The organism is Candidatus Edwardsbacteria bacterium (genome assembly GCA_018821925.1).
Taxonomy (GTDB): domain Bacteria; phylum Edwardsbacteria; class AC1; order AC1; family EtOH8; genus UBA2226.
The window spans coordinates 35,966-56,630 of the sequence record JAHJLF010000030.1; the positions used below are offsets into that span (position 1 = coordinate 35,966).

Annotated in this window: 18 protein-coding genes; 7 read left to right on the forward strand and 11 right to left on the reverse strand. The window is 54.6% G+C overall.

Annotated features, from left to right (window positions below):
• Positions 1 to 5 precede the first annotated feature (5 nt).
• On the forward strand, positions 6 to 1,178 hold the full coding sequence (locus tag KJ869_02925) for a peptidoglycan DD-metalloendopeptidase family protein (GenBank protein MBU1576143.1): 1,173 nt from the start codon (positions 6 to 8) through the stop codon (positions 1,176 to 1,178).
• 100 nt (positions 1,179 to 1,278) lie between these two features.
• Here the strand turns inward: KJ869_02925 and leuD are convergent, their stop codons facing one another.
• The 11 genes from leuD to KJ869_02980 form a co-directional block, all read right to left on the reverse strand.
• Positions 1,279 to 1,773 (reverse strand): 3-isopropylmalate dehydratase small subunit, encoded by a 495-nt coding sequence (gene leuD, locus KJ869_02930; protein MBU1576144.1) that lies wholly within the window; start codon positions 1,771 to 1,773, stop codon positions 1,279 to 1,281.
• A 2-nt stretch (positions 1,774 to 1,775) separates the two neighbouring features.
• Complete coding sequence (locus KJ869_02935; GenBank protein ID MBU1576145.1) at positions 1,776 to 3,215, reverse strand: 3-isopropylmalate dehydratase large subunit; 1,440 nt, start codon at positions 3,213 to 3,215, stop codon at positions 1,776 to 1,778.
• A gap of 48 nt (positions 3,216 to 3,263) precedes the next feature.
• Entirely contained in the window at positions 3,264 to 3,953 is a 690-nt protein-coding gene (locus KJ869_02940) for a hypothetical protein (GenBank protein ID MBU1576146.1), read from the reverse strand.
• Between the two features lie 56 nt (positions 3,954 to 4,009).
• Positions 4,010 to 6,115 (reverse strand): hydroxymethylglutaryl-CoA lyase, encoded by a 2,106-nt coding sequence (locus KJ869_02945; protein MBU1576147.1) that lies wholly within the window; start codon positions 6,113 to 6,115, stop codon positions 4,010 to 4,012.
• A 155-nt stretch (positions 6,116 to 6,270) separates the two neighbouring features.
• Positions 6,271 to 7,389 (reverse strand): isocitrate/isopropylmalate dehydrogenase family protein, encoded by a 1,119-nt coding sequence (locus KJ869_02950; protein ID MBU1576148.1) that lies wholly within the window; start codon positions 7,387 to 7,389, stop codon positions 6,271 to 6,273.
• 265 nt (positions 7,390 to 7,654) lie between these two features.
• On the reverse strand, positions 7,655 to 8,857 hold the full coding sequence (gene pcaF, locus KJ869_02955) for a 3-oxoadipyl-CoA thiolase (protein ID MBU1576149.1): 1,203 nt from the start codon (positions 8,855 to 8,857) through the stop codon (positions 7,655 to 7,657).
• A 6-nt stretch (positions 8,858 to 8,863) separates the two neighbouring features.
• A complete protein-coding gene (locus KJ869_02960; GenBank protein ID MBU1576150.1) occupies positions 8,864 to 10,204 on the reverse strand; it encodes an aspartate aminotransferase family protein in 1,341 nt (446 codons plus the stop codon).
• Between the two features lie 19 nt (positions 10,205 to 10,223).
• Positions 10,224 to 10,877, reverse strand: a complete 654-nt coding sequence (locus KJ869_02965) for a 3-oxoacid CoA-transferase subunit B (protein ID MBU1576151.1) — start codon at positions 10,875 to 10,877, stop codon at positions 10,224 to 10,226.
• Positions 10,874 to 11,584, reverse strand: coding sequence for a 3-oxoacid CoA-transferase subunit A (locus tag KJ869_02970; protein ID MBU1576152.1), 711 nt, complete (start codon positions 11,582 to 11,584; stop codon positions 10,874 to 10,876). Before KJ869_02970 ends, KJ869_02965 begins: the two co-directional genes overlap by 4 nt.
• On the reverse strand, positions 11,574 to 13,136 hold the full coding sequence (locus KJ869_02975; GenBank protein ID MBU1576153.1) for a hypothetical protein: 1,563 nt from the start codon (positions 13,134 to 13,136) through the stop codon (positions 11,574 to 11,576). The genes KJ869_02970 and KJ869_02975 overlap by 11 nt, the downstream gene beginning before the upstream one ends.
• Before the next feature lie 94 nt (positions 13,137 to 13,230).
• Complete coding sequence (locus KJ869_02980) at positions 13,231 to 13,596, reverse strand: metalloregulator ArsR/SmtB family transcription factor (protein MBU1576154.1); 366 nt, start codon at positions 13,594 to 13,596, stop codon at positions 13,231 to 13,233.
• A gap of 433 nt (positions 13,597 to 14,029) precedes the next feature.
• Between KJ869_02980 and KJ869_02985 the strand changes: the two genes are divergently transcribed.
• The 6 genes from KJ869_02985 (at position 14,030) to KJ869_03010 (ending at position 20,614) form a co-directional block, all read left to right on the forward strand.
• Positions 14,030 to 14,767, forward strand: coding sequence for a gamma-glutamyl-gamma-aminobutyrate hydrolase family protein (locus KJ869_02985; GenBank protein MBU1576155.1), 738 nt, complete (start codon positions 14,030 to 14,032; stop codon positions 14,765 to 14,767).
• A 29-nt stretch (positions 14,768 to 14,796) separates the two neighbouring features.
• The gene (locus KJ869_02990; protein ID MBU1576156.1) at positions 14,797 to 15,864 is read left to right on the forward strand and encodes a hypothetical protein; all 1,068 of its coding nucleotides are present in this window, start codon (positions 14,797 to 14,799) and stop codon (positions 15,862 to 15,864) included.
• An 82-nt stretch (positions 15,865 to 15,946) separates the two neighbouring features.
• Positions 15,947 to 17,746, forward strand: a complete 1,800-nt coding sequence (gene lepA / locus KJ869_02995) for a translation elongation factor 4 (protein ID MBU1576157.1) — start codon at positions 15,947 to 15,949, stop codon at positions 17,744 to 17,746.
• 128 nt (positions 17,747 to 17,874) lie between these two features.
• Positions 17,875 to 18,579 (forward strand): signal peptidase I, encoded by a 705-nt coding sequence (gene lepB / locus KJ869_03000; protein MBU1576158.1) that lies wholly within the window; start codon positions 17,875 to 17,877, stop codon positions 18,577 to 18,579.
• A 34-nt stretch (positions 18,580 to 18,613) separates the two neighbouring features.
• Positions 18,614 to 19,333 carry a signal peptidase I gene (lepB, locus tag KJ869_03005; GenBank protein ID MBU1576159.1) on the forward strand — a complete coding sequence of 240 codons (720 nt, stop codon included), beginning with the start codon at positions 18,614 to 18,616 and terminating at the stop codon, positions 19,331 to 19,333.
• Positions 19,334 to 19,492: 159 nt separating this feature from the next.
• Entirely contained in the window at positions 19,493 to 20,614 is a 1,122-nt protein-coding gene (locus KJ869_03010) for an N-acetyltransferase (GenBank protein ID MBU1576160.1), read from the forward strand.
• Positions 20,615 to 20,665 lie beyond the last annotated feature (51 nt).

The window sequence follows — 20,665 nt, forward strand, 5'->3', positions numbered from 1 at the left end:
GCTGAATGAAAAAAACATCCCGAGCGTTATATCTGCTTTTGGCCCTAGCGCTGTCGTCGCTCACCTTCGGCCAGGGCATAGACGACCAGGAGGACGCCCTCAAAGAGGTCAAACGCAAACTGACAGAAGCCCGGGCCCGGGCCTCGGAGCTCAAGGGGCAGGAGAAAGGCATCCTGGGCCAGTTGGAGCGAACCTCGGAGCAGGTCCGCTTGACCCGGCAGGTATTATCGGCCCTCCGGCAGAAGGAAACCCGCCTGAACAAGGACCTGAAAAGCCTGGGGGAGCAGCTGCTGACCACCGAATCACAGCTGGTCAAACAGGAGGCTCTGATGGCCGTCCGCTTAAGGGAGATGTATAAAAAAGGCGGCCTGTACCAGTGGGAGGTTCTGGTTTCGGAGCGGTCCTTTGCCGATATGGCCAAAAGGTACAAGTACATGAGCCTGATAACCGAACAAGACCGGAAGCTCTATAACAACATCGACGGCAAGAAGCGTCTGATTGTTCAGGACAAACAGGAGCGGGAGAGCAAGCTGATGACCCTGGCCCAGGTCAAAGGCGAGACCGAACGGGAGGCGTCCAACCTGAGTGCTGATGAGGCCAAGCAGAAGAAATTGTTAAGCCGAGTTCAGCGGGAGAAATCATCCAAGGAGGCGCTGGTCAAGGAGCTCCAGGAGGCCGCCAGGAAACTGCAAAAGATAATCGACCGCCTGGAGAAGGAACGTAAAGCAGAACTGGCCCGCAGCCACAACTCCCATGTACCGGCGGCTCCCAGCTATCTGGAGAGGAACCAGGGCTCGCTGAACTGGCCGGCCGATGGAAAACTGTACTCCAGCTTCGGCCTGAAGAAACACGAAAAATACAACACCTATATCCAGAATAACGGAATAGACATCCTGTCGGCCACCGGGGCTCCGGTGCGGTCGGTGGCCGCCGGCAAGGTGGTCTACGCCGAGAGATTCATTGGCTACGGCAACGTGGTGCTGATAGACCACCAGTCGGGTTTCTATACCCTTTATGGAAACCTGAGCGATATCCTGGTGGCCACCGGATCCCGGGTGGAGATCTTCCAGCAGATCGGGACGGTGGGTGGCTCGGTGGACGGCCCCATCCTGCATTTCGAGGTCCGTAAAGGCGGCAAGCCGGTGGATCCCCTGCAATGGTTGAACAAGAAACGATAATTAGTTGTTTAAAGCAGAACAGATAAAGAGGATAATAAAAAGCCCCCGCTATCGGCGGGGGCTTTCTTATTCCGAGAATGTGTTTTTGCGGAAAATGTTTCTATTTCTTTCCGGCCAGCACCATCTTCCTGGTATATGGTATCAGCCCTCCGGCGTCAATGATGGCCTGCCGGGCCTGAGGCAGGGGAACGATGGGAAATTCTTTCCCCGTTGTCACGTTCCGGACGTTCCCACCCTCAACCACCAGTTCGTCGCCCTCACTGGCCTCGATGGTCGGGCAGATCACCATGTACAGGCCCACGTTGATGGAGTTCTGCAGGAATATCCGGGAAAAATTCTTGGCGATCACCTTCAGGCCCCAGCCCACCAGGCAGGAGGCGGCCTGTTCCCGGGAGGAGCCGCAGCCGAAATTCTTGTCGGCCACGATGAAGCTGCCGGGCTCGATCTGCTTGGATTTCAGCTTCTGGTTGAACGCGGCGTCGTCCACGAAGGCGAACTGGGGGGTCTCGGTGGGGAGAACCGTGGCCATAAAGCGGCCGGGATAGATGATGTCGGTGGAGATATCGGCGCCCAGTTTCAATACTACTTTACCCATGATTATTTCCTCCCTTTCTTTTTAAGACCCCGAGCCTGTCGAGGGGCGGCTTTTTTCACGGTCTTCTTGGCCGGTCTTTTGGCCACAACTTTTTTCTTGGCCTTGGGCTTAACGGTTTTGATCTTGGGCCTTTTCACAGAGACCTTGGGGGCCGGGGCCACGGTGCGGGGATCGGTGATCTCTCCGGTGATGGCCGAGGCCGCGGCGGTGGCCGCCGAGCTCAGGTAGACCTCGGCGTTGGGATTGCCCATCCGCCCCTTGAAATTCCTGTTAGTTGTGGCCAGGGCCTTGTCGCCATCGGCCAGAGCCCCCTGGTGTATGCCCAGGCAGGGGCCGCAGCCGGAGTTCATCACCACCGCGCCGGCCTTCATGAATATTTCCACATAACCCTTCTTCAAAGCCTGCTGGTAGATACGGGTGGAGGCCGGGAACACCAGCATCCGGACGCTGCGGGCCACTTTCTTGCCTTTTAAGATTCCGGCGGCTATGGCCAGGTCATCCAGACGGCCGTTGGTGCAGGAGCCGATCACGATCTGCTGGATCTTGATTCCCTTGGCGGCGCCCACCGGCCTGACATTGTCAACGGTGTGTGGGAAGGCGATTTGGGGCTCCAGTTTTGAAACGTCGATCTCCACCACCTGCTCATAAACAGCGTCGGCATCCGGGCCGAACAGTTCGGGGATGTTCTTGACCCCGGCTTCCTTTTTCAGGTAGCGCACGGTCTCGGCATCCGGCGGGACGATGCCGCCGGTGGCTCCGGCCTCAACGGTCATATTGCACAGCACCAGCCGGCCGGAGGTGGACATCTTTCTGATGGTCTCGCCGTGAAACTCTATCACCTTGAAGTTGGCGCCCTCGGCGGTCAGTTTTCCGACTAGGTGCAGAATGATGTCCTTGGGCTCGACGTATTTGGGAAGCGTCCCGTTGACCACCACCTTGATGGTCCCCGGCACCTCCACGTTCAGTATCTTGCCCAGGGCCCAGACCGCGGCCATCTCGGTGGCCCCGATGCCGAAGGAGAAGGCTCCCAAGGCTCCGTGGCTGGTGGTGTGGCTGTCGGTGCCGACGATTACCTGGCCCGGCAGGTCGTAGCCGCTCTCGGGAAGGATCTGGTGGCAGATGCCGCCCTCGTCGCCCCGGATGTCGTGGAACTTGGTGATGCCCTGCTTGGCCACGAACTCGCGGATCTTCTTCTGGTTCCCGGCGGTCTTAGAGCTCTCGGCCGGCACCCGGTGGTCGAAGATGATGGCGATCTTAGAAGGATCCCAGACCTTGGCTTCGATCCCGGTGTCCTTGTAGATCTCGTTGAATTGGTTGATCACCAGCGCGCCGTTCTCGTGGGACATGGCCAGGCTGACCTTGGGCTCGACCACATCGTTCACTTTGACCGATGCCTGGCCGACGGCCTTGGCCAGGATCTTTTGGACCATTGTCATTCCCATTACTTAACTCCTATGTAAAATGATAGTGTATTTTGTAAATAATAAGCGCTATAAATTTGACTTAAATGAGGGATAATGCCTTCTTTGCTCAAAGAGGTTATTATCTTTCTTAGCAAGTTCAGCGACCTGCGTCCCCCGTAGTGTTAATTTACATGTTTTTAAATCGTCTTTTTTGTAAGTAATCAAACCATTTTGTTCAAGAACGTCAATATCTTCTAAAAATACCGGATCATTTCTATAAGCATCAACTAAAGTTGGCCATTCTTGTGGATTAAGGAACAATTCTGAAAGAACTCTTCGATGTCCCTCGCTGTATGCGATTCTATGTATCTCAGATGTTTGGAGGAGTTCTACCACGCGTTGTTTTTTACTACCAGCAGTTGGCCCGATTTCCCGTATGATTTCTTCTGCTAGTTTTTTATTTAGTGTCTCAATATCCGTTTTAGATGCGGAACGCTCACCGAGGGTATATTTCTGTTCAAGATACTTAGAATAATAGCTATCTTCCTGCATTTCTGGGCGAAATTTTGTTTGTAGCATAAAAATGCTTAATAGAAATAAAGGTACATTAATGATAGAGGCAATAACTAATAGACCCGAAGCCCAGCTGGGGCTATTAATCTGTATTGCAGCAAATAAATAAATCCCGTCAACAATAATTAGTCCCGAAAGCCATGCAGCTAGTAATTGTATAGGTTTAGTTACTTTTTCGGGAAGAATGCGTGTGTTGTTTTTCATAAAGTAAAGCTATTATTTTAATATTCTTCACTTTGGAGGTCATTGGTTATAATATCTCAGATCGCAGCCTTTTCCTTCATGGCCGTGATCTGTTCCGCCGTGTAGCCCAACTGGGTAAGGATCTCGTTTTGGTGCTGGCCCAAAGTCGGGGGCGGGGCGTCGATTGAAGCCGGGGTGGCCGAGAACTTGGCCGACAGGTTGAACAGCTTCAGCTCGCCCAGGTCCGGGTCCTTGATGCTTTCGATGGTCTTGCGGTATTTCACCTGCTCGGCGGCCAGGGCCTTCTCTAAGCTGAAGATGTCGCCGGTGGGGATGCCCTTGGCGTTCAGCGCCTCCACCCAATAGTCGGTGGTCTGCTGTTTAAGCTTGGCCTCCAGCAGGGGGGTCAGTTCTTTTCGGTTCTTCTTGCGGGTATCCCGCTCCTGGAACCGGGGATCGGTCAGCAGTTCCGGCACGCCCAGCACGGTGGCCAGATCCTCCCACTGTTTCTGCTGGTTGGCCGCGATGTTGACGAAGCCGTCCTTGGTCACAAACATGCCCGATGGCGCGGCGGTGAAATTGTCGTTGCCCATAGCCACCGGCTGCTGTCCGCCGATCAGCAGATTGGCCGCCACCCAGCCCATCAGGGGCATGATGGAGTCCAAAAGGGCGATGTCTATGAACTGGCCCTCGCCGGTCTTCTCCCGGTAATACAGGGCGGCCATGATGGCGAAGGCGGCATTGAGGCCCCCCACCGTATCGCACACCGGGAAGCCAGCCCTAAGTGGGTGCAGGCGCTCGTCGCCGTTGACGTCCATCACCCCGGACAGGCCCTGGATGATCTGGTCGTAGGCCGGCTTGAAGGCGTCGGGCCCGGCCTGGCCGAACCCGGAGATGGCGCAGTAGACTATTTTCGGATTTATCTTTTTGATCTCGGCATAGGAGAAGCCCAAACGGTCCATCACGCCGGGACGGAAATTCTCCACCACCACGTCGGCGGTCTTTATAAGCTTACGGAAGATCTCCTTGGCCTCTTCGGCCTTCAAATTAAGCGTAATGGATTTCTTGTTGGCGTTCTGGGCCAGGAACGAGGTTCCCATCAACTTTTGATTCAGGGCCGGAACCGCGCCCAGCTTGCGGGCCAGGTCGCCGCCCTCGGGGTTCTCGATCTTGATCACCTCGGCCCCCAACAGGGCCAGGTGCATGGTGGAGAAGGGCCCGGACAGGACGTTGGTCATGTCCAGCACCCGGATGTTATTCATCATTTTTTTCGGCCTCGGCTTTATAAGTGAGCCGGACTTGAGCACGGCGCCCGGCAATTCGCGGTTAAAGAACACGGAAACCTCCTGAGCGACATCCAGCAGGCGGAACAGGTCGATGTCGGTCCGGAGCTCGGCCCGCTGCAGGGAGTGGACGAAATCCTCGGTGCCGACGTTCCCGGCCGCCACCTTGGTGAAGGGGCATCCCCCAAGTCCGCCCACCGCCGTCTCGATGTACTTCACTCCGGCGTTGATGGCGGCATAGCAGTTGGCCATTCCCAACCCATAAGTATTGTGGAAATGGCAGGCCAGTTCCACCTTGGGATCCATCTTCCGGATGGCGGAGAACAGCCGCTCCACCTGCTGGGGATTGGCGTGCCCGGCGGTGTCGGCCAGGCTGATGTTCCTGATCCCGGCCTCCAGGTATTTTTTGACCATGGCCAGCACCTTGTCTTCAGGAATGGCCCCGTCGAAGCCGCAGCCGAAGGCCGACTGCACCGAGGCCTGGACCTTCTTGCCGGCGTCCTGGGCCTTTTTAGCCATAGACAGGATCTGGCCCATGGCCTTGGTCGGGCTCATGCCGGTGTTCTTCTGGCTGTGGGTCTCGGAGGCCGAGACGCCCATGCAGAACATCTCCACCCCGCAGGCCAGCCCCCGCTCGAAACCCTTTTCGTTGAGCACCAACCCGGATAGGACGGCCTCCGGCCTCTTTTTGCCGTTCTTGGCATAGTGCTCGAACAGGGCGTCGGTGTCGGCCATCTGGGGCACCTTCACCTGATGGACGAAGGAGCCCACCTGGATGATGTCCACCCCGGAACCCATCAGATCGTCGATCCATTTGATCTTGACGTCCGTAGGCACCGGCTGTTTTTCGATCTGCAGACCGTCCCGCAGGCCCACCTCGTGAATATAAATTTCAGACATAATTTTTAATATTATAATTTGTGGTTGGTGTACTCCGCTGCCGGTCATTCCCGCGCAGGCGGGAATCCATAGAAAGGCCTGGATTCCTGCTTCCGCAGGAATGACAACCCGTGAATTGTAGGGGCGCATCGCGATGCGCCCCTACATGGTTTGTTTTATAATTTTTTGGCGATGGCCTCGGCCATTTCCAGGGTCTTGTTGGTGCCACCCATGTCGTAGGTTTTAACCTTGCCCTCCTTGATCACCTCGGCGGTGGCCTTTTCTATCTTGTCGGCTTTCTCGGTCTCGCCCAGCCAGGTCAGCATCATTTTGGCCGCCAGAATGGTGGCGATGGGGTTGCACTTGTACATCCCGGCGTATTTGGGTGCCGAGCCGTGGGTGGGTTCGAATACCGCCAGTTTTTCGCCGATGTTGCCGGAGCAGCCGAAGCCCAGGCCGCCCACCATCTGGGCGCACAGGTCGGAGACGATGTCGCCGAACATATTGGTGGCCACCAGCACCTCGTAGTTCATGGGGTTCTTCAGCAGCCACATGCAGATGGCGTCGATGTTGGCGTCGTCGCACTGGATGCCGGGGTAATCCTTGGCCACTTCCTTGCCGATCTCCAGGAACAGCCCCTCGGTGGCCCGCACCACGTTGGCCTTGTGGATAATGGTCACCTTCTTGCGGCCGTATTTCTTGGCGTATTCGAAGGCCGCCCGGATGATCCGCTCCGAACCCTTGCGGGTGTTGATCTTGCAGGTGATGGCGTACTGGTCCAGGGCCACATCCTTGAAGGCGGCGAAGCCCTTGGCGTTCTTCAGCAGGACGTCTTTGACCTCCTGGGGCACCGGGGAAAATTCCACCCCGGCGTACAGGTCCTCGGTGTTCTCCCGGAACACCACCAGGTCGATGCCCTCCTTGTAATTGATGGGATTGCCGGGGAAAGCCCTGCAGGGGCGCAGGCAGGTGTACAGGTCGAACAGCTGGCGCATCCGGACGATGGGCGAGCGGTAGACCATGCCCTTGCCCTGCAGCTCGGGAACCAGCTCCTTCTCGGCGGCCTTGACCGGCTTGGAGGTGATGGCGCCGAACATGGCGGCGTCAACCTTGCCCAACAGGTCAATGGTCCTTTGGGGGAAGGAATCGCCCTCCTTGCACCAGAACTCCCAACCGATGTCGCCGTGGATGTACTCGGCATCCAGCTTGACCTTGTCCAGCACTATCTTGGCGGCTTCCAGGGCCTCGATCCCGATGCCGTCGCCCGGCAACCAGGCTATCTTGTACTTGGCCATTTGAATAACTCCTTATGGTAATAGTGATTTACGTTGACGTGGTGTTGGAATTGGTATTTTACCTCAAAAAAAATACTGCGTCAAGCCAAAACAGAAATTACTTTGGGATTAATTTATCAGGGTCGACCATATAACCGGTCTCGTTATCAGCAGCGTCATCCAAACATGCAGTTTCCTAGACATAAAAAAGCCCTCCAACAATAGAGCAATAAAAAGCCCCGCATAAAAAGCGGGGCTTTTAAAAGCAGATGGAATTAAACGATTTTCAGACCCTCTCGATCACCATTGCAATACCCTGTCCCACCCCAACACACATGGTGCACAGCGCCCTCTTTAGATTGCTTTTCTGCAATTGGAGGGAGGCGGAGACAAGAATTCTGGCGCCGCTCATACCCAACGGATGACCAAGGGCGATGGCCCCACCCAGGGGGTTGATCCGGGCATCGTTATCGGCCAGACCCAATTCCCGGATACAGCCCAGCGCCTGTGCGGCAAAGGCTTCGTTGATTTCCAAAATGTCCATATCATTTAGCGTCAGTTTCAGCCGATCCAACAGTTTTTTTGTCGCCGGAACCGGTCCCATTCCCATTATCCTGGGGGGGACCCCGGCCGTGCTCATTCCCAGGATCTTGGCCAGGGGGGTCAGGTGGTATTTTTTTAAGGCACTCCCGGATGCCACCAGCAATGCCGCCGCCCCGTCGTTAATCCCTGAAGAGTTGCCGGCGGTGATCGTTCCTTGTGGGCGGGTTATCGGCTTAAGCTCCCCTAATTTTCCCAAGCTGACCTTCCGGGGGTGCTCATCCCTGTCAATAATTATAGGATCGCCCTTGCGCTGCGGGATATATACAGGGATGATCTCTCTTGATAATGAGCCGTCATTCTGCGCTATCTGCGCTTTCTCCTGGCTCCAGAAGGCAAATCTATCCTGGTCCTCCCGGCTGATCCCGTATTCGGTGGCGATGTTCTCGGCCGTTTCGATCATGGATTCAGTGCCGAATCTTTTTTCAAACGACTGGTTGACGAACCTCCACCCGATGGTGGTGTCATATAGCTCGATTTTCCGGGAGAACGCTTCGGCCGCTTTCCCCATCACAAACGGAGCCCGGGACATGCTTTCCACGCCGCCGGCCACGATCAGATCCGCCTCTCCGGCCCGGATGAATCTGGCTGCAGTGCCCACGGCATCCATTCCGGATCCGCACAGACGGTTCACTGTCAGCCCCGATACGGTTTCCGGCAGGCCGGCCAGCAGCAGCGCCATCCGGGCAACGTTCCGGTTGTCCTCCCCGGCCTGGTTGGCGCAGCCCAGTATCACATCATCGAGCGACGGCCAATCGACGCCCCGGTTGGCATCGACCAGCGTTTTCAGGGGAATTGCCGCCAGATCGTCAGCCCTCACCGATGAAAGAGCCCCCCCGTACTTTCCTACCGGGGTCCTGACTGCGGCGCAGATGAAAACGTCTTGCATAGATATTTATTTCAAATATGGTTTTATGTGCCTGAACCCGCTCAGGGCCGCTTCGGACAGGAGGTCTATCTCCTTCTGGGTCACTACGGTGGAGAACACACAGGAACAGGAGTTGATGATTATCACGCCCTTTTGGTAAAGATGCTCCAGGAACAGATTGATGATCTTCTTGGCCTTTTCATCCTCGTAGCTCTCACGGTAGGTGGTTGGCGGGTTCTCCCGGAAATGGATCTTGAACATGGACCCCTCCCCGGTGATGCAGATGGGCAGGCCGGCGACCTGGGCGGCCTCGAAGATCTGTTTTCGGGCAATCTGGGCGGTAACATTCAGCTTATTCACCGCCTGGCGGTCGAACATCTCCATGGCAACCCTTCCGGCCGTCATCGACACCGGATTGGCCGAAAAGGTTCCGGACAGGGGAAATCGGAAGCTGTTGTGGCCCGGGTCAAGCACGCTCATGACGTCGTCGCGTCCGGCAAAGGCCCCGATCGGAAAGCCGCCGCCGATGATCTTCCCCAGCGAAGTGAGGTCCGGCGCCACGGTGTAATTGCCCTGAGCGCCTTGGTAGTTGACCCTGAAACAGATAACCTCGTCGAAAGCCAGCAAGGCCCCGTTCTGGCGGGTCCAGGCATGGATCGCTTCGACGAATTCCTGGCTGGCTTTTATCATCCCTATCCGGTGGGGGATGGGATCGACAATGACGCAGGCGATCTCCCCGGCATATCGGTCAAGAATTTTAATCGTTCTTTCGATGTCGTTGAATGGATAAATGACCACGTCGTCAAGGACGCCTTGGGGAGTGCCGTACACGTTCGGCACCTTGTTCGGCAGGTCCGGGTTGCCCCAGTTCGATGGGTTGGCGCTCTGGCTGGTCTCGGCACAGTCGTAACTGCCGTGGTATCCGCCCTCCGCCTTGGCGATCTTGGGCTTGCCGGTAAAGGCCCTGGCGGTCTTGATCATGGCCATGACCGCTTCGGTGCCGGAATTTACAAAACGTATCTTCTGAAAGCCGGGGACCCGATTGCACAAAAGTTCGGCCAACTGGATCTCAACCTCGGTCCCAATGGTGAAGGCGGTGCCCCTCCGTATCTGGGCGCAGACGGCCTCGACTATGGCCGGATGCGCGTGTCCATGGATGAGCGAGGCGATATTATTGGCGAAATCCACATGCTTTACTCCGTTGATGTCGGTAACATAGCATCCCGAAGCGCTGGAAACATAGAACGGATGGGGCTTGCGGTAGACCAGATTGCGGCTGACTCCGCCCGGCAGGCACTCGCAGGCCCTTTTATACAAGGCTTCCTCGGTGTTGGTTACGGCATTGCCGTCATTTAATCCGTCAGTCATCCTAAAACCCTCCGACATTTTATTTGGTATGAAGCGGAACCGCCGTTATGCTCTGGAGAAAATCGAATTCCACGCCCGGCGCCATCTCCAAAACATGCAATCCGTCACTCCTCACTTCGATAACGGCGTATTCCGTGAATATCCTGTCGACCACCCCTTTGCCGGTAAGCGGGCAGGTGCATTCTTTCACGATCTTCGCTTCCCCGGTTTTGGTGGTATGCTGGGTGATCACAAAAATGGTCTTGACGCCCTGGACCAGGTCCATGGCTCCGCCCACCGCCGGGATGGCATTGGGCTCCCCGGTAGACCAGTTGGCCAGGTCGCCGCCGCCCGAGATCTGGAAGGCCCCCAGCACGCAGATGTCAATATGCCCGCCCCGGACCATGGCAAAACTGTCGGCATGGTGAAAATAGCAGGCGCCCTTTATGGCCGTCACCGACCTCTTTCCGGCGTTGATCAGCTCATCGTCCTCTTGGCCCGGCAGGGGGGAGGGCCCCACCCCCAGCAGGCCGTTCTCGGTATGGAACAGCACCTCGCTTCCTTCCGGAATGTAATTAGCAACCAGCTCCGGCAGTCCGATGCCTAGGTTGACATAAGAGCCGTCGGGTATGTTCTGGGCGACCTTCTGGGCCATCTGCTCGCGGGTCCATCCTTTTACGGCTTCACTTTTCATGGATATCTCTTGTTCTCTTTAAGGAGTTGGTTTTCACTGGCCGGATTGGGCACCGCCACCACCTTGCGCACGAAGATCCCCGGGGTGATCACTGCCTCGGGATCGATCTCGCCCACGGCAACGATGCGACCGGCCTGGACTATGGAGGATCGAGCGGCCATGCACATGATGGGGGAGAAGTTACGGGCCGTCTTATTATAAAGCAGATTGCCGTAGCGGTCGGCGGTCTTGCATTTGATCAGGGCGAAATCGGCTGTTAGTCCGGGCTCCAGCAGGTAGGTCTTTCCGTCGAAGATCCTGGCCTCCTTGCCCTCGGCCAGCGGCGTGTTTACCGAGGTGGGGGTATAGAATGCGGGGATGCCGGCCCCTCCGGCCCTTATCCTTTCGGCCAGGGTTCCCTGGGGCACCAGCTCAAGCTCGATCTCCCCTTTGCAGTACAGCTCCGGGAAGACCACCGACTGGGCGGTTCGGGGGAAGGAGCAGATCATTTTTTTAACCTGGCGGTTCTCAATCAGGGCCGCCAGTCCAACATGACCGTTGCCGGTGTTGTTGCTGACCACTGTGAGATTTTTTGCCCCGTGGTCTATTAAGGCGTGTATCAGCTCGATGGGGCTGCCGGCCTCGCCGAAGCCGGCTATCATTACCGTGGCCCCGTCAAAGATATCGGCCACCGCCTGGGCGGTAGATGTTACTATCTTATTGATCATGGTTGTTCGCGGCCAGGACCGTTGCGGTTAGGTCCGGCTTGTCCTGATGGGGCTTGGCCACGGATTCCTCCAGCCGCTTTTCAATGTCCGCCAACTCGTCCTCGTAGAAATGCTTGTCAGCGCCGTAGGGCTTCAGATTGGCGATGGTATTTTCTTTTTCGTCGTATTTTGCCAGGTAAACCTTGTCCATCCAGGCCATATCCCGGGCCTCGTTGAACTTCAGGGCAAAAACGGTTTCGCCGTTTACCTCGACTGTCCCCAGCAGCGATATCTTACCAGCCGAGGAGGTCATGGTGATGTATCTGGAGGGTCGGTTTATGGAAGCCAGGGAACGATATACCTTGCTGAACACCTTGTTTATGTCGGCCAGCGGCGCTGTGAAGTAGTGATGCTCGCCGGTGGGCCTGGCGCAATACATGGAGTGAAACCCTACCGAAAGCATGGCCAGCACGTTGCCCAGGTCGATCCAGTTCTGGGCCGAACGATCGACGTCCACTTCGCCTTTTTCGTTGGTGAACAGACTGATGTGATTCATAATGGGACTCTGGCTCTTGACGGTCGCGCCGTGCGCCTGTAATCTCCTGATGGCTGCAATAGTGCTGGGGTTGAGGATCTCCCTGGGGGTGGAGAAATGGGACATGAACGCCAGTTGGATGCCGTGATCCTTGAGTTTCCTGAACAATCCAAGCATCTGGTCGTAATCCCGGGAAAGAATGAGCTCTGGATGGTATGTCAGAACGCGGGTGCCCAGGCGGACCGTCTTGATGTGCAGCAGTTCGGGATCCTCAATGATCGGGTTGATGTATTCCGCAAAGCGATCAGCGGTCAGATAGCCGGCGTCGCCGCCGGTGATCAGGATGTCAGTCACCTCCTGGTGCTGTCTGAGGTATTGGTGTATCTGGCTAACGTCTTTCTGACAGAACATATCCTCATCGCCCCGGACCTGGGCGTGCCGGAAGCAGTAATTGCAGAAGGCAAAGCAATGCTGGGTCTGGATGTCGAAGATAAGCTGGCACTGGGGATACTTGTGCTGGCTGCCGTCGACGATCTCGACCTCCCCATCCCTGTTCCGGAAAGCCGGTTTGTTCAGTTTTTGCTTGCCGTCGTGGGGGTTGGTCTCCCTGATGTGATCCTTCACTACTTTTTGCCGCTGAGCCTCGGTTTGGGCGTTTAAGTAAGCCTGGGTTACATCGGAGCGTATCATGCCGGGCTGGGGAAAAACCAACTGAAAGACGGAATCTTTTTCAAAATCCAGCCAGTTTATTGTGTTTAAAACGTGCCGGGTGGCCATAAAGCGGTAAACCTCGATAAATAACTCCCGCTCCCGGATATCTCTTAACTCGATGCCGTTTTTTCGCAGTATTTCCACGATCTCCCGGAAACCCTCCAAGCCCACATACTGTGCTTTATCGTTGAATAAGATTTTTGTCTTCTCTCTAAACCCGGAGTATTGAGGATAGGCCGAATGCAGCCGGTTTAGTAAACCATCGGGCAGAAGATTTTCCTGCTGGACGACATCGCTAATTTCGCTGGAGAAAAAGAAGTGATTCATGGGTTATCTCGGTTATGTTTATGATTATTGACTGTCGAAACCGTTGCCCGGGGCGGCGATTGGCCGGTTTATTCACGGGTCCCCTTGGGCAGGGTTAGGGCAATTTCTTTTTCCTCGGTATTTTCACCGGGCTTTTCCGGCATACCTTGTTCATCCTCAGGTGATCGTCGCTGACCATGCTGTCCTGGTTGGCCCATTGGGTGATATGCTTAAGAAGGATCGGGACGTATTCATTGGCGGCGGCGGCGGACAGCCGGTAGTTGACCCATAGGGTGTCCCGTTTGTCCTCAACCAGTCCCGCATCCTTGAGCTGACGCAGGTGGCGGGAAACGCTGGGCTGGGAGATGCCCAGGACCGTGGTTAACTCATTTACGCTCCGGGGATTATCCTGAAGCATTTTGAGTATTCTAATCCGGTTCTTGTCCCCCAGGGCCTTGAACACCTTGACTAAATTTTTCATAATGTATGCCTTGAAATGCTTATATAGCTATATGGCTATATAGATGATATCAAAATACCGTCCGGTTGTCAAATGTTTTTTTTATTGCTTCGGCGAATAAATGGCGCAATGTGTCATTCCCTGACCGCTCCCTCATTCCCTCTCCACATTGGAGAGGGAAGCCGGCAGGCGGGGAGAGGTCGGGAATCCAGGCCTGGATGCCATTCTTCAATGGCATGACAACAAGGATGTTCGATAAACGATAAGGATTATTGATCTATTTAATTGCAAGAGTAATAATCCAAATTAGTTCCCTCTAGGTATTCGATAGTGTGACGGCGGGGGGAAATATAAGCCGAATGTCTGCTTGCGAAAACACCATAATTTATGATATGATAAACCCTCGCAGGTTGCCCCAAGATCAACCAAACGAACAGCGGCCAGGAAAGAGCATATGAAAGATCCCATAATCGGGCTTACCGCCCTGCGCAGCCCCGACCAGACCAGCTACCACCATATCCTGACCGGGCCCTATGTCCGGGCCGTGACCGGGGCCGGAGGGTATCCCATAGTGGTGCCGTCCATCGTTGATCGCTGTGACGAGGCCCTGGATATGATGGATGGGCTGTTGCTAATCGGCGGGGGCGATATTGAAGCCAAGCACCTGGGCGCCGAGAATCATCCCAAGGCAAAATTTTTCAATCCGCTTCGGGATGAGTTCGAGCTGGCAATGATCAAGAAGGCTGCCAGCAGAAAAATGCCCATGTTCGGCATCTGCCGGGGCATGCAGATAATGAATGTCGCCCTGGGCGGCTCGCTTTACCAGGACATCAACGACGAACAGGGCACGGCCTTTGACCATATGCGGGAGCAGACCCCAGATGAGCTGGTGCACTCGGTCAGCATCGCCCCGGATTCCTGCCTGGCCTCCATCCTGGGAACCACCTCGGCCTCGGTGAACAGCGTCCATCACCAGGCGGTCAAAGATTTGGCTCCGGGTCTTAAGGCCGTAGCCTGGACCCCGGACGGTGTGATCGAGGGCCTGGAATCCTGCTCCGGTGAGGCAGGGTTCATGCTGGGAGTGCAGTGGCATCCCGAGCGGATCGCCGAGACCATGCCGGAGCAGAGAAGACTGTTCGAGAGGTTTGTCAAGGCGGCGGAGGGATTTAAGCAGGGGGGCCAAAAAGGGTAGCCTGTAACCTGTATACAGTATTCAGTACGATGAAACGAAAATTAACATATATATTAGTAATTGCCATAGCTTCCGCGGGGATAGCATCAGGGCAAGATAGCTTGGCGTCGGTTGTTTCCGGAAACACAATCACGTCCAACAAAAAAGATACAATTCTAACTACGGAATTGATGTTATGGAGTAACTTGGGGGGCCTAAACGACAGTTTATTAGATATAGCATGGTATCAAAATGTATCTGACATAATAGGTATTTATCATGAGCAAGATACGATTAATTATTTTACGGGTGGTAACTTTGATAGAAAAACCGGCCAAATAATACTGGGTAATAAATATCCCTTTTACCGCAAGGAACCAGTAAAATTAGTTTACCAATACAGGTATGATTCAACTAATGTGTTAAACTGGTATGGTGGGGTTTCCTGTAATGTTGGGTTTGGTAAATATATACGGTGTTATTTGCCAGAGGCGCACAGTGGCGAAAAAAATCTTACACCATATTTATCTTTTATAGAAGCTAATATTTGTGTTGGAAAGAAATCTTTTTCCACTTCACTTGGTATCGCATACAGCTCAAATAGTTTATTAGGGCTTACGGGGCCAGACACTATCGAAAACAGTAACGAAAAAATCGCACCCTATGTGCTTATTGATTTTACCATCCCGTTGTTGATTCATTATCGTTTACCAATTACTGAAAATCTATATTTATGTCCCGAAATCGGTTGTACCTATCTTGGGTTTAAAGATGAATACCGAGCGTATGATAAATTAACTACTATTGAAACTGTAAATATCAATGAGAACAAAAAAACGTTAAGTCCACAATTTGGATGTAACGTGAAACTATTAACGCCGATCCGTTTGTGGAATTGGAGAGGGCAAAAATCGCATCTTTTCGTTAGTGGCAAATACGATTATATAACAGCTTTCAGCGGCATTCATAATTTTGATCTCAACATTGGTCAATATACCTTAGCAAGCTTGCCGTTTTGGAGCAAGGGCGAATTTTCCTTTGTATTTCAACAAAGTCAAAGCGATTGGTTTTTATCGCGTCATTATGGTGTTGCATTAACTGTCATGACCAACAAATAAAATAACTTGGCGTTCTTCGCGTCACTTCGGTAAACTCAGCGCATCGCTTTGCGGCAAAATAATTTTTCAGGAGCACAAATAATTGTCCCAAGCTAACATTAGAAATTTCTGCATAATCGCCCATATAGACCATGGGAAATCCACCCTGGCCGACCGTCTATTGGAGACCACCGGGTCCATCATGAAGAAGGACATGCAGGAGCAGGTGCTGGACAGCATGGACCTGGAGCGGGAGCGGGGCATCACCATCAAGATGCATCCGGTCAAGATGAACTACCGCTCCCCCAGCGGACAGGATTATATCTTCAACCTGATAGACACTCCGGGCCACGTGGATTTCGGCTACGAGGTTTCCCGTTCCCTGGCGGCCTGCGAGGGCGCCATCCTGGTGGTGGATGCTACCCAGGGGGTGGAGGCCCAAACGGTAGCCAACCTCTACCAGGCGGTCAACCACAACCTGACCATCATCCCGGTCATCAATAAGATAGACCTGCCCTCGGCCGAGGTGGAGCGTAGTAAACAGCAGATCATCGAACTAATTGGATGCGACGACGAGGACATATTATTGGTCAGCGCCAAGACAGGCCTGGGCATCGACAAACTGCTGCAGGTGATCATCGAAAAGATCCCGGCGCCCTCCGGGAAAACCGAGGGGCCGCCCCGGGCCATGATCTTCGACTGCATCTTCGACGTCTACCGCGGGGCGGTGCCGTACATCCGGATGGTAGAGGGCAGTTTGAAGAAGGGCATGCAGATCAAGCTGTTCTCCAACGAAAAGATCTTCGAGGTCACCGAGGTGGGGACCCTCAAGCTGGGCATGTATCCCAAGGATATATTGCTGACCGGCGAGGTGGGCTACGTGGTGGCCGGCATCAGGACCGTCTCCGACGCCCGGGTGGGCGACACCATCACCGACGCCGAACATCCGGCCCAAGGCCCCTTGCCGGGCTACAAGCAGGTCAAGCCCATGGTCTACGCCGGGCTGTATCCCACCGAGAACCAGCAGTATCCCGAACTGCGGGAGGCCCTGGAAAAACTGGTGCTCAACGACTCGGCCCTGTCCTACATCCCCGAGACCTCGGGGGCCCTGGGCTTCGGTTTCCGCTGCGGGTTTTTGGGCATGCTGCACATGGAGATCGTCCAGGAGCGCCTGGAGCGGGAATACAATCTTTCCCTGATCAACACCGTGCCCAACGTGGAGTACAAGGTCTACAAGACCGACGGAACCGTCCTGCAGGTGGACAACCCGGCCGAGATGCCCTCCGAGGTCAGCATTGAAAAGGTGGAGGAGCCGTATGTGGCCGCCGAGATCGTGGTGCCGGCCGAGTTCATTGGCAACATCATGAAGCTGGGGCAGGACCGGCGGGGCATCTATAAAAAACTGGAATACCTGGATCCCACTAGAGGGATACTGTTCTACGAGTTTCCGCTGGCCGAGATCATCTTCGATTTTTACGATAAACTCAAAAGTCTCTCCAAGGGCTATGCCTCGTTGGACTACGAGATGCTGGAATACCGCCAGTCCGAGCTGGTCAAGCTGGATATCCTGATCAACGGGGATCCGCTGGACGCGCTGTCCTCCATCGTCCACAAGCAGCACTCCTTCGAATGGGGCAAGACCCTGGTGGGGAAGCTGCGCAAGCTGATACCGAGACAGCAGTACGAGATCGCCATCCAGGCCGCCATCGGCAGCCGGATCATCGCCCGGGAGTCGGTCAAGGCTTACCGCAAGAACGTCACCGCCAAGTGCTACGGCGGGGACATCACCCGCAAGCGGAAACTGCTGGAGAAACAGAAGGAGGGCAAGAAGCGGATGAAGCAGGTGGGCAACGTGGAGATCCCCCAGGAGGCCTTCCTGGCGGTTTTAAAAGTGGGGGACTAACGGGGAATAGATGATAGGGAATGGATTATGGGGTTAGATATTTGGTGTTATTGAGAGCGATCAATATCTTTGTGTGTTCTGTGCCTTTTGTGGCAAAATAAAAAGCAAACTATAATATTTTGAATGATATGAATAACAAATCTTTTAAAAAATTCTGGCACGACTGGCTGTGGCCGCTGCTGTTTGCGGTGATCGTGGTCAAATTCATCATCAACCCCTTTCTGCTGGAGGCCTACGAGGTGCCCACCGGCTCCATGGAGAAGACCATCCTGCCGGGCGACCGGCTGTTCGCTGAGAAATTCACCTACGGCCTCCACATCCCCTTTACCGATAAGACAGTGCTTTCGATGACCTCGCCCAGGCCGGGACAGATGGTGATCTTCCGCAGCCCCTACGACGGACTGACCCTAGTCAAGCGCTGTATCGGCCTGCCCGGCGACACTATCGAGGTGAAGAACAAGGATCTCTACCTGAACGGCAAAAAGATGGAACAAAAGTTCGTCCAGCATACCGATCCCGAGGAATATCCGTTCCCGCAGGTCTTCATCAACCCACGAACGATCCAGGGAGACTGGGAAAGCGGACGAAACTCCGACCGCTACTGGGTGCGCGACAACTTCGGGCCGATAGTCGTTCCGCCGGACTGCTACTTCATGATGGGCGACAATCGCGACGAATCATTCGATTCCCGTTACTGGGGGCCGCTGCCCAAAAAGAACATCCGGGGGAGGGTGATGTTCATCTACTGGTCGTGGGACAAGCAGTCCGACATTCCGCTAGGTAAATTCTGGCAGCGGTTCAGGCTGAACCGCATAGGCAAGATACTGAGCTAAAAAATATTTAAAAATAAAAAACCAAAAATATAACATGCTGAAAGCTCACAATAACCGCAAGAAGTCCTGGTACCGGGACTGGGCGGAGTCCATAATCTGGGCGGCGGTGATGGCTCTGATTATCCGTAGTCTATTGATCCAGGCCTTCAAGATACCATCCGGCTCCATGGAGGACACCCTGCTGGTGGGGGATTTTCTGATGGTCAACAAGTTCATCTACGGCACCAAGATCCCATTCACCGACCGGGTGATCCTGCCGGGCATCCGGCCGCCGGAGCCCGGCGATATCGTGGTGTTCAAATACCCGCTGGACGGGCGCGATTTCATCAAGCGCTGCGTGGCGGTGGAGGGCGACACCGTGGAGGTGATCGGCCAGGACCTCTATGTTAACGGCAAAAGGCCCGATGAGCTCTATGCCGTCCACAAGGCCTGGGACAGCACCCAGAACAGGGACACAGTCAAGAATATCTGGAAGCCGGATTATCAGAAGGCCTGGGAGGAAAGAAAATTCGTCCAGCTGGGCTGGATGCGCGACAACTTCGGTCCGGTGGTGATTCCGCCGGGGAACATCTTCGCCATGGGCGACAACCGGGACAACTCGCTGGATTCACGCTTCTGGGGTCCCCTGCCCAAGAATCTACTTAGGGGCCGGGCGCTGTTCATCTACTGGTCCTGGGATTCGGAGAACGGCGAGCCCTTCTGGATGTTCTGGAAGAATATCCGCTTTCCGCGGCTGGGCGATCTGATCAAGTAGGGGCTGCTAATACGCTTTTTTACCCACTAAACACACGAAAATAAAACCGGAATACTATTATTTCCATAATCAAAAAAAATAATCACAGCGATGAAAAGACAGATCTGATCTCTCGGAGGCAAATCATTATTTGTGGCAGATCTTAGAAGAAAGGTTCTCATGCCGGATGATATCATTATCAAGCAGGCGGTCAGTCGGGCGGATATTGATGATTTCATAAAGCTGCCATGGGGCATCTATCGAAACGACCCCTGCTGGGTGCCGCCGCTGATCGCCGAGCAGCGCAAGATGCTGGATACAGGGAAGAACGCCTTCTTTGAACATGCCCGGGCCGCCTACTTTCTGGCCCAGCGGAACGGCCAAAGCATCGGACGCATTTCCGCCCACATCGACGACAACAGTAATGATTTTCATAAAGAGAAATGCGGCTTCTTCGGTTTCTTTGAATGTATAGATGACCAGAATGCCGTTCAGGCCCTGTTTACTGCTACCGGGAACTGGCTGAAAGAACAGGGCATGGACACCATTCGGGGCCCGTTCAACTTCACCACCAACGACACCGCCGGCCTGCTGATAGACGCCTTCGACTCCCCGCCGGTGATAGAAATGACCTACAACCCGCCCTATTATCCAAAACTTATCGAGGGATGCGGCCTGGTAAAAGCCATAGATTTTTATGCCTATTTCTTCGACGTGGAGAAGATGGATGGCCGGCGGGTAAGACTGCTGGCTGAGAGGGTGGAGAGGAAGGGGATCACCTTCCGGAGCATCGATAAAAAAAAGTTCGCCCAGGAGGTGAAGATATTCAAGGAGGTCTACAACCAGGCCTGGAGCCATAACTGGGGATTTGTTCCCCTGACCGAACACGAGATAGATCATTACGCCGAAAATTTCAAGGATATCGTGGACCCGGATTTCGTGATTTTCGCCTTCGATGGGCAGAAGCCGGTGGGCTCGCTGTGGGCCCTGCCGGATTACAATTACGTCATCAAAAAGCTGAACGGCAGGATGGGCCCGCTGGAGATGATAAAATTCCTGTGGCATAAAAGAAAGATCACCCACGCCAGGGTGCTGACCGCCGGTGTGGTTAGCGACTACCAGCACCGGGGGATAGAGGCCGGGCTGATCAGCCGGGTCTTTGAAAACGCCGTCAGAAAGGGCTTCAAGACAGGGGAGCTTTCCTGGGTGCTGGAGAATAACGTCATGATGAACCGGTTGGCCGAGGCGGTGGGGTCGAAGATCTACAAAACCTACCGGGTATATGAGAAAAAGATAACCTGACTTGTAAAACCCCTTCCCCGTCGGGGAAGGGCCTGCACTGAGGAGAATTTT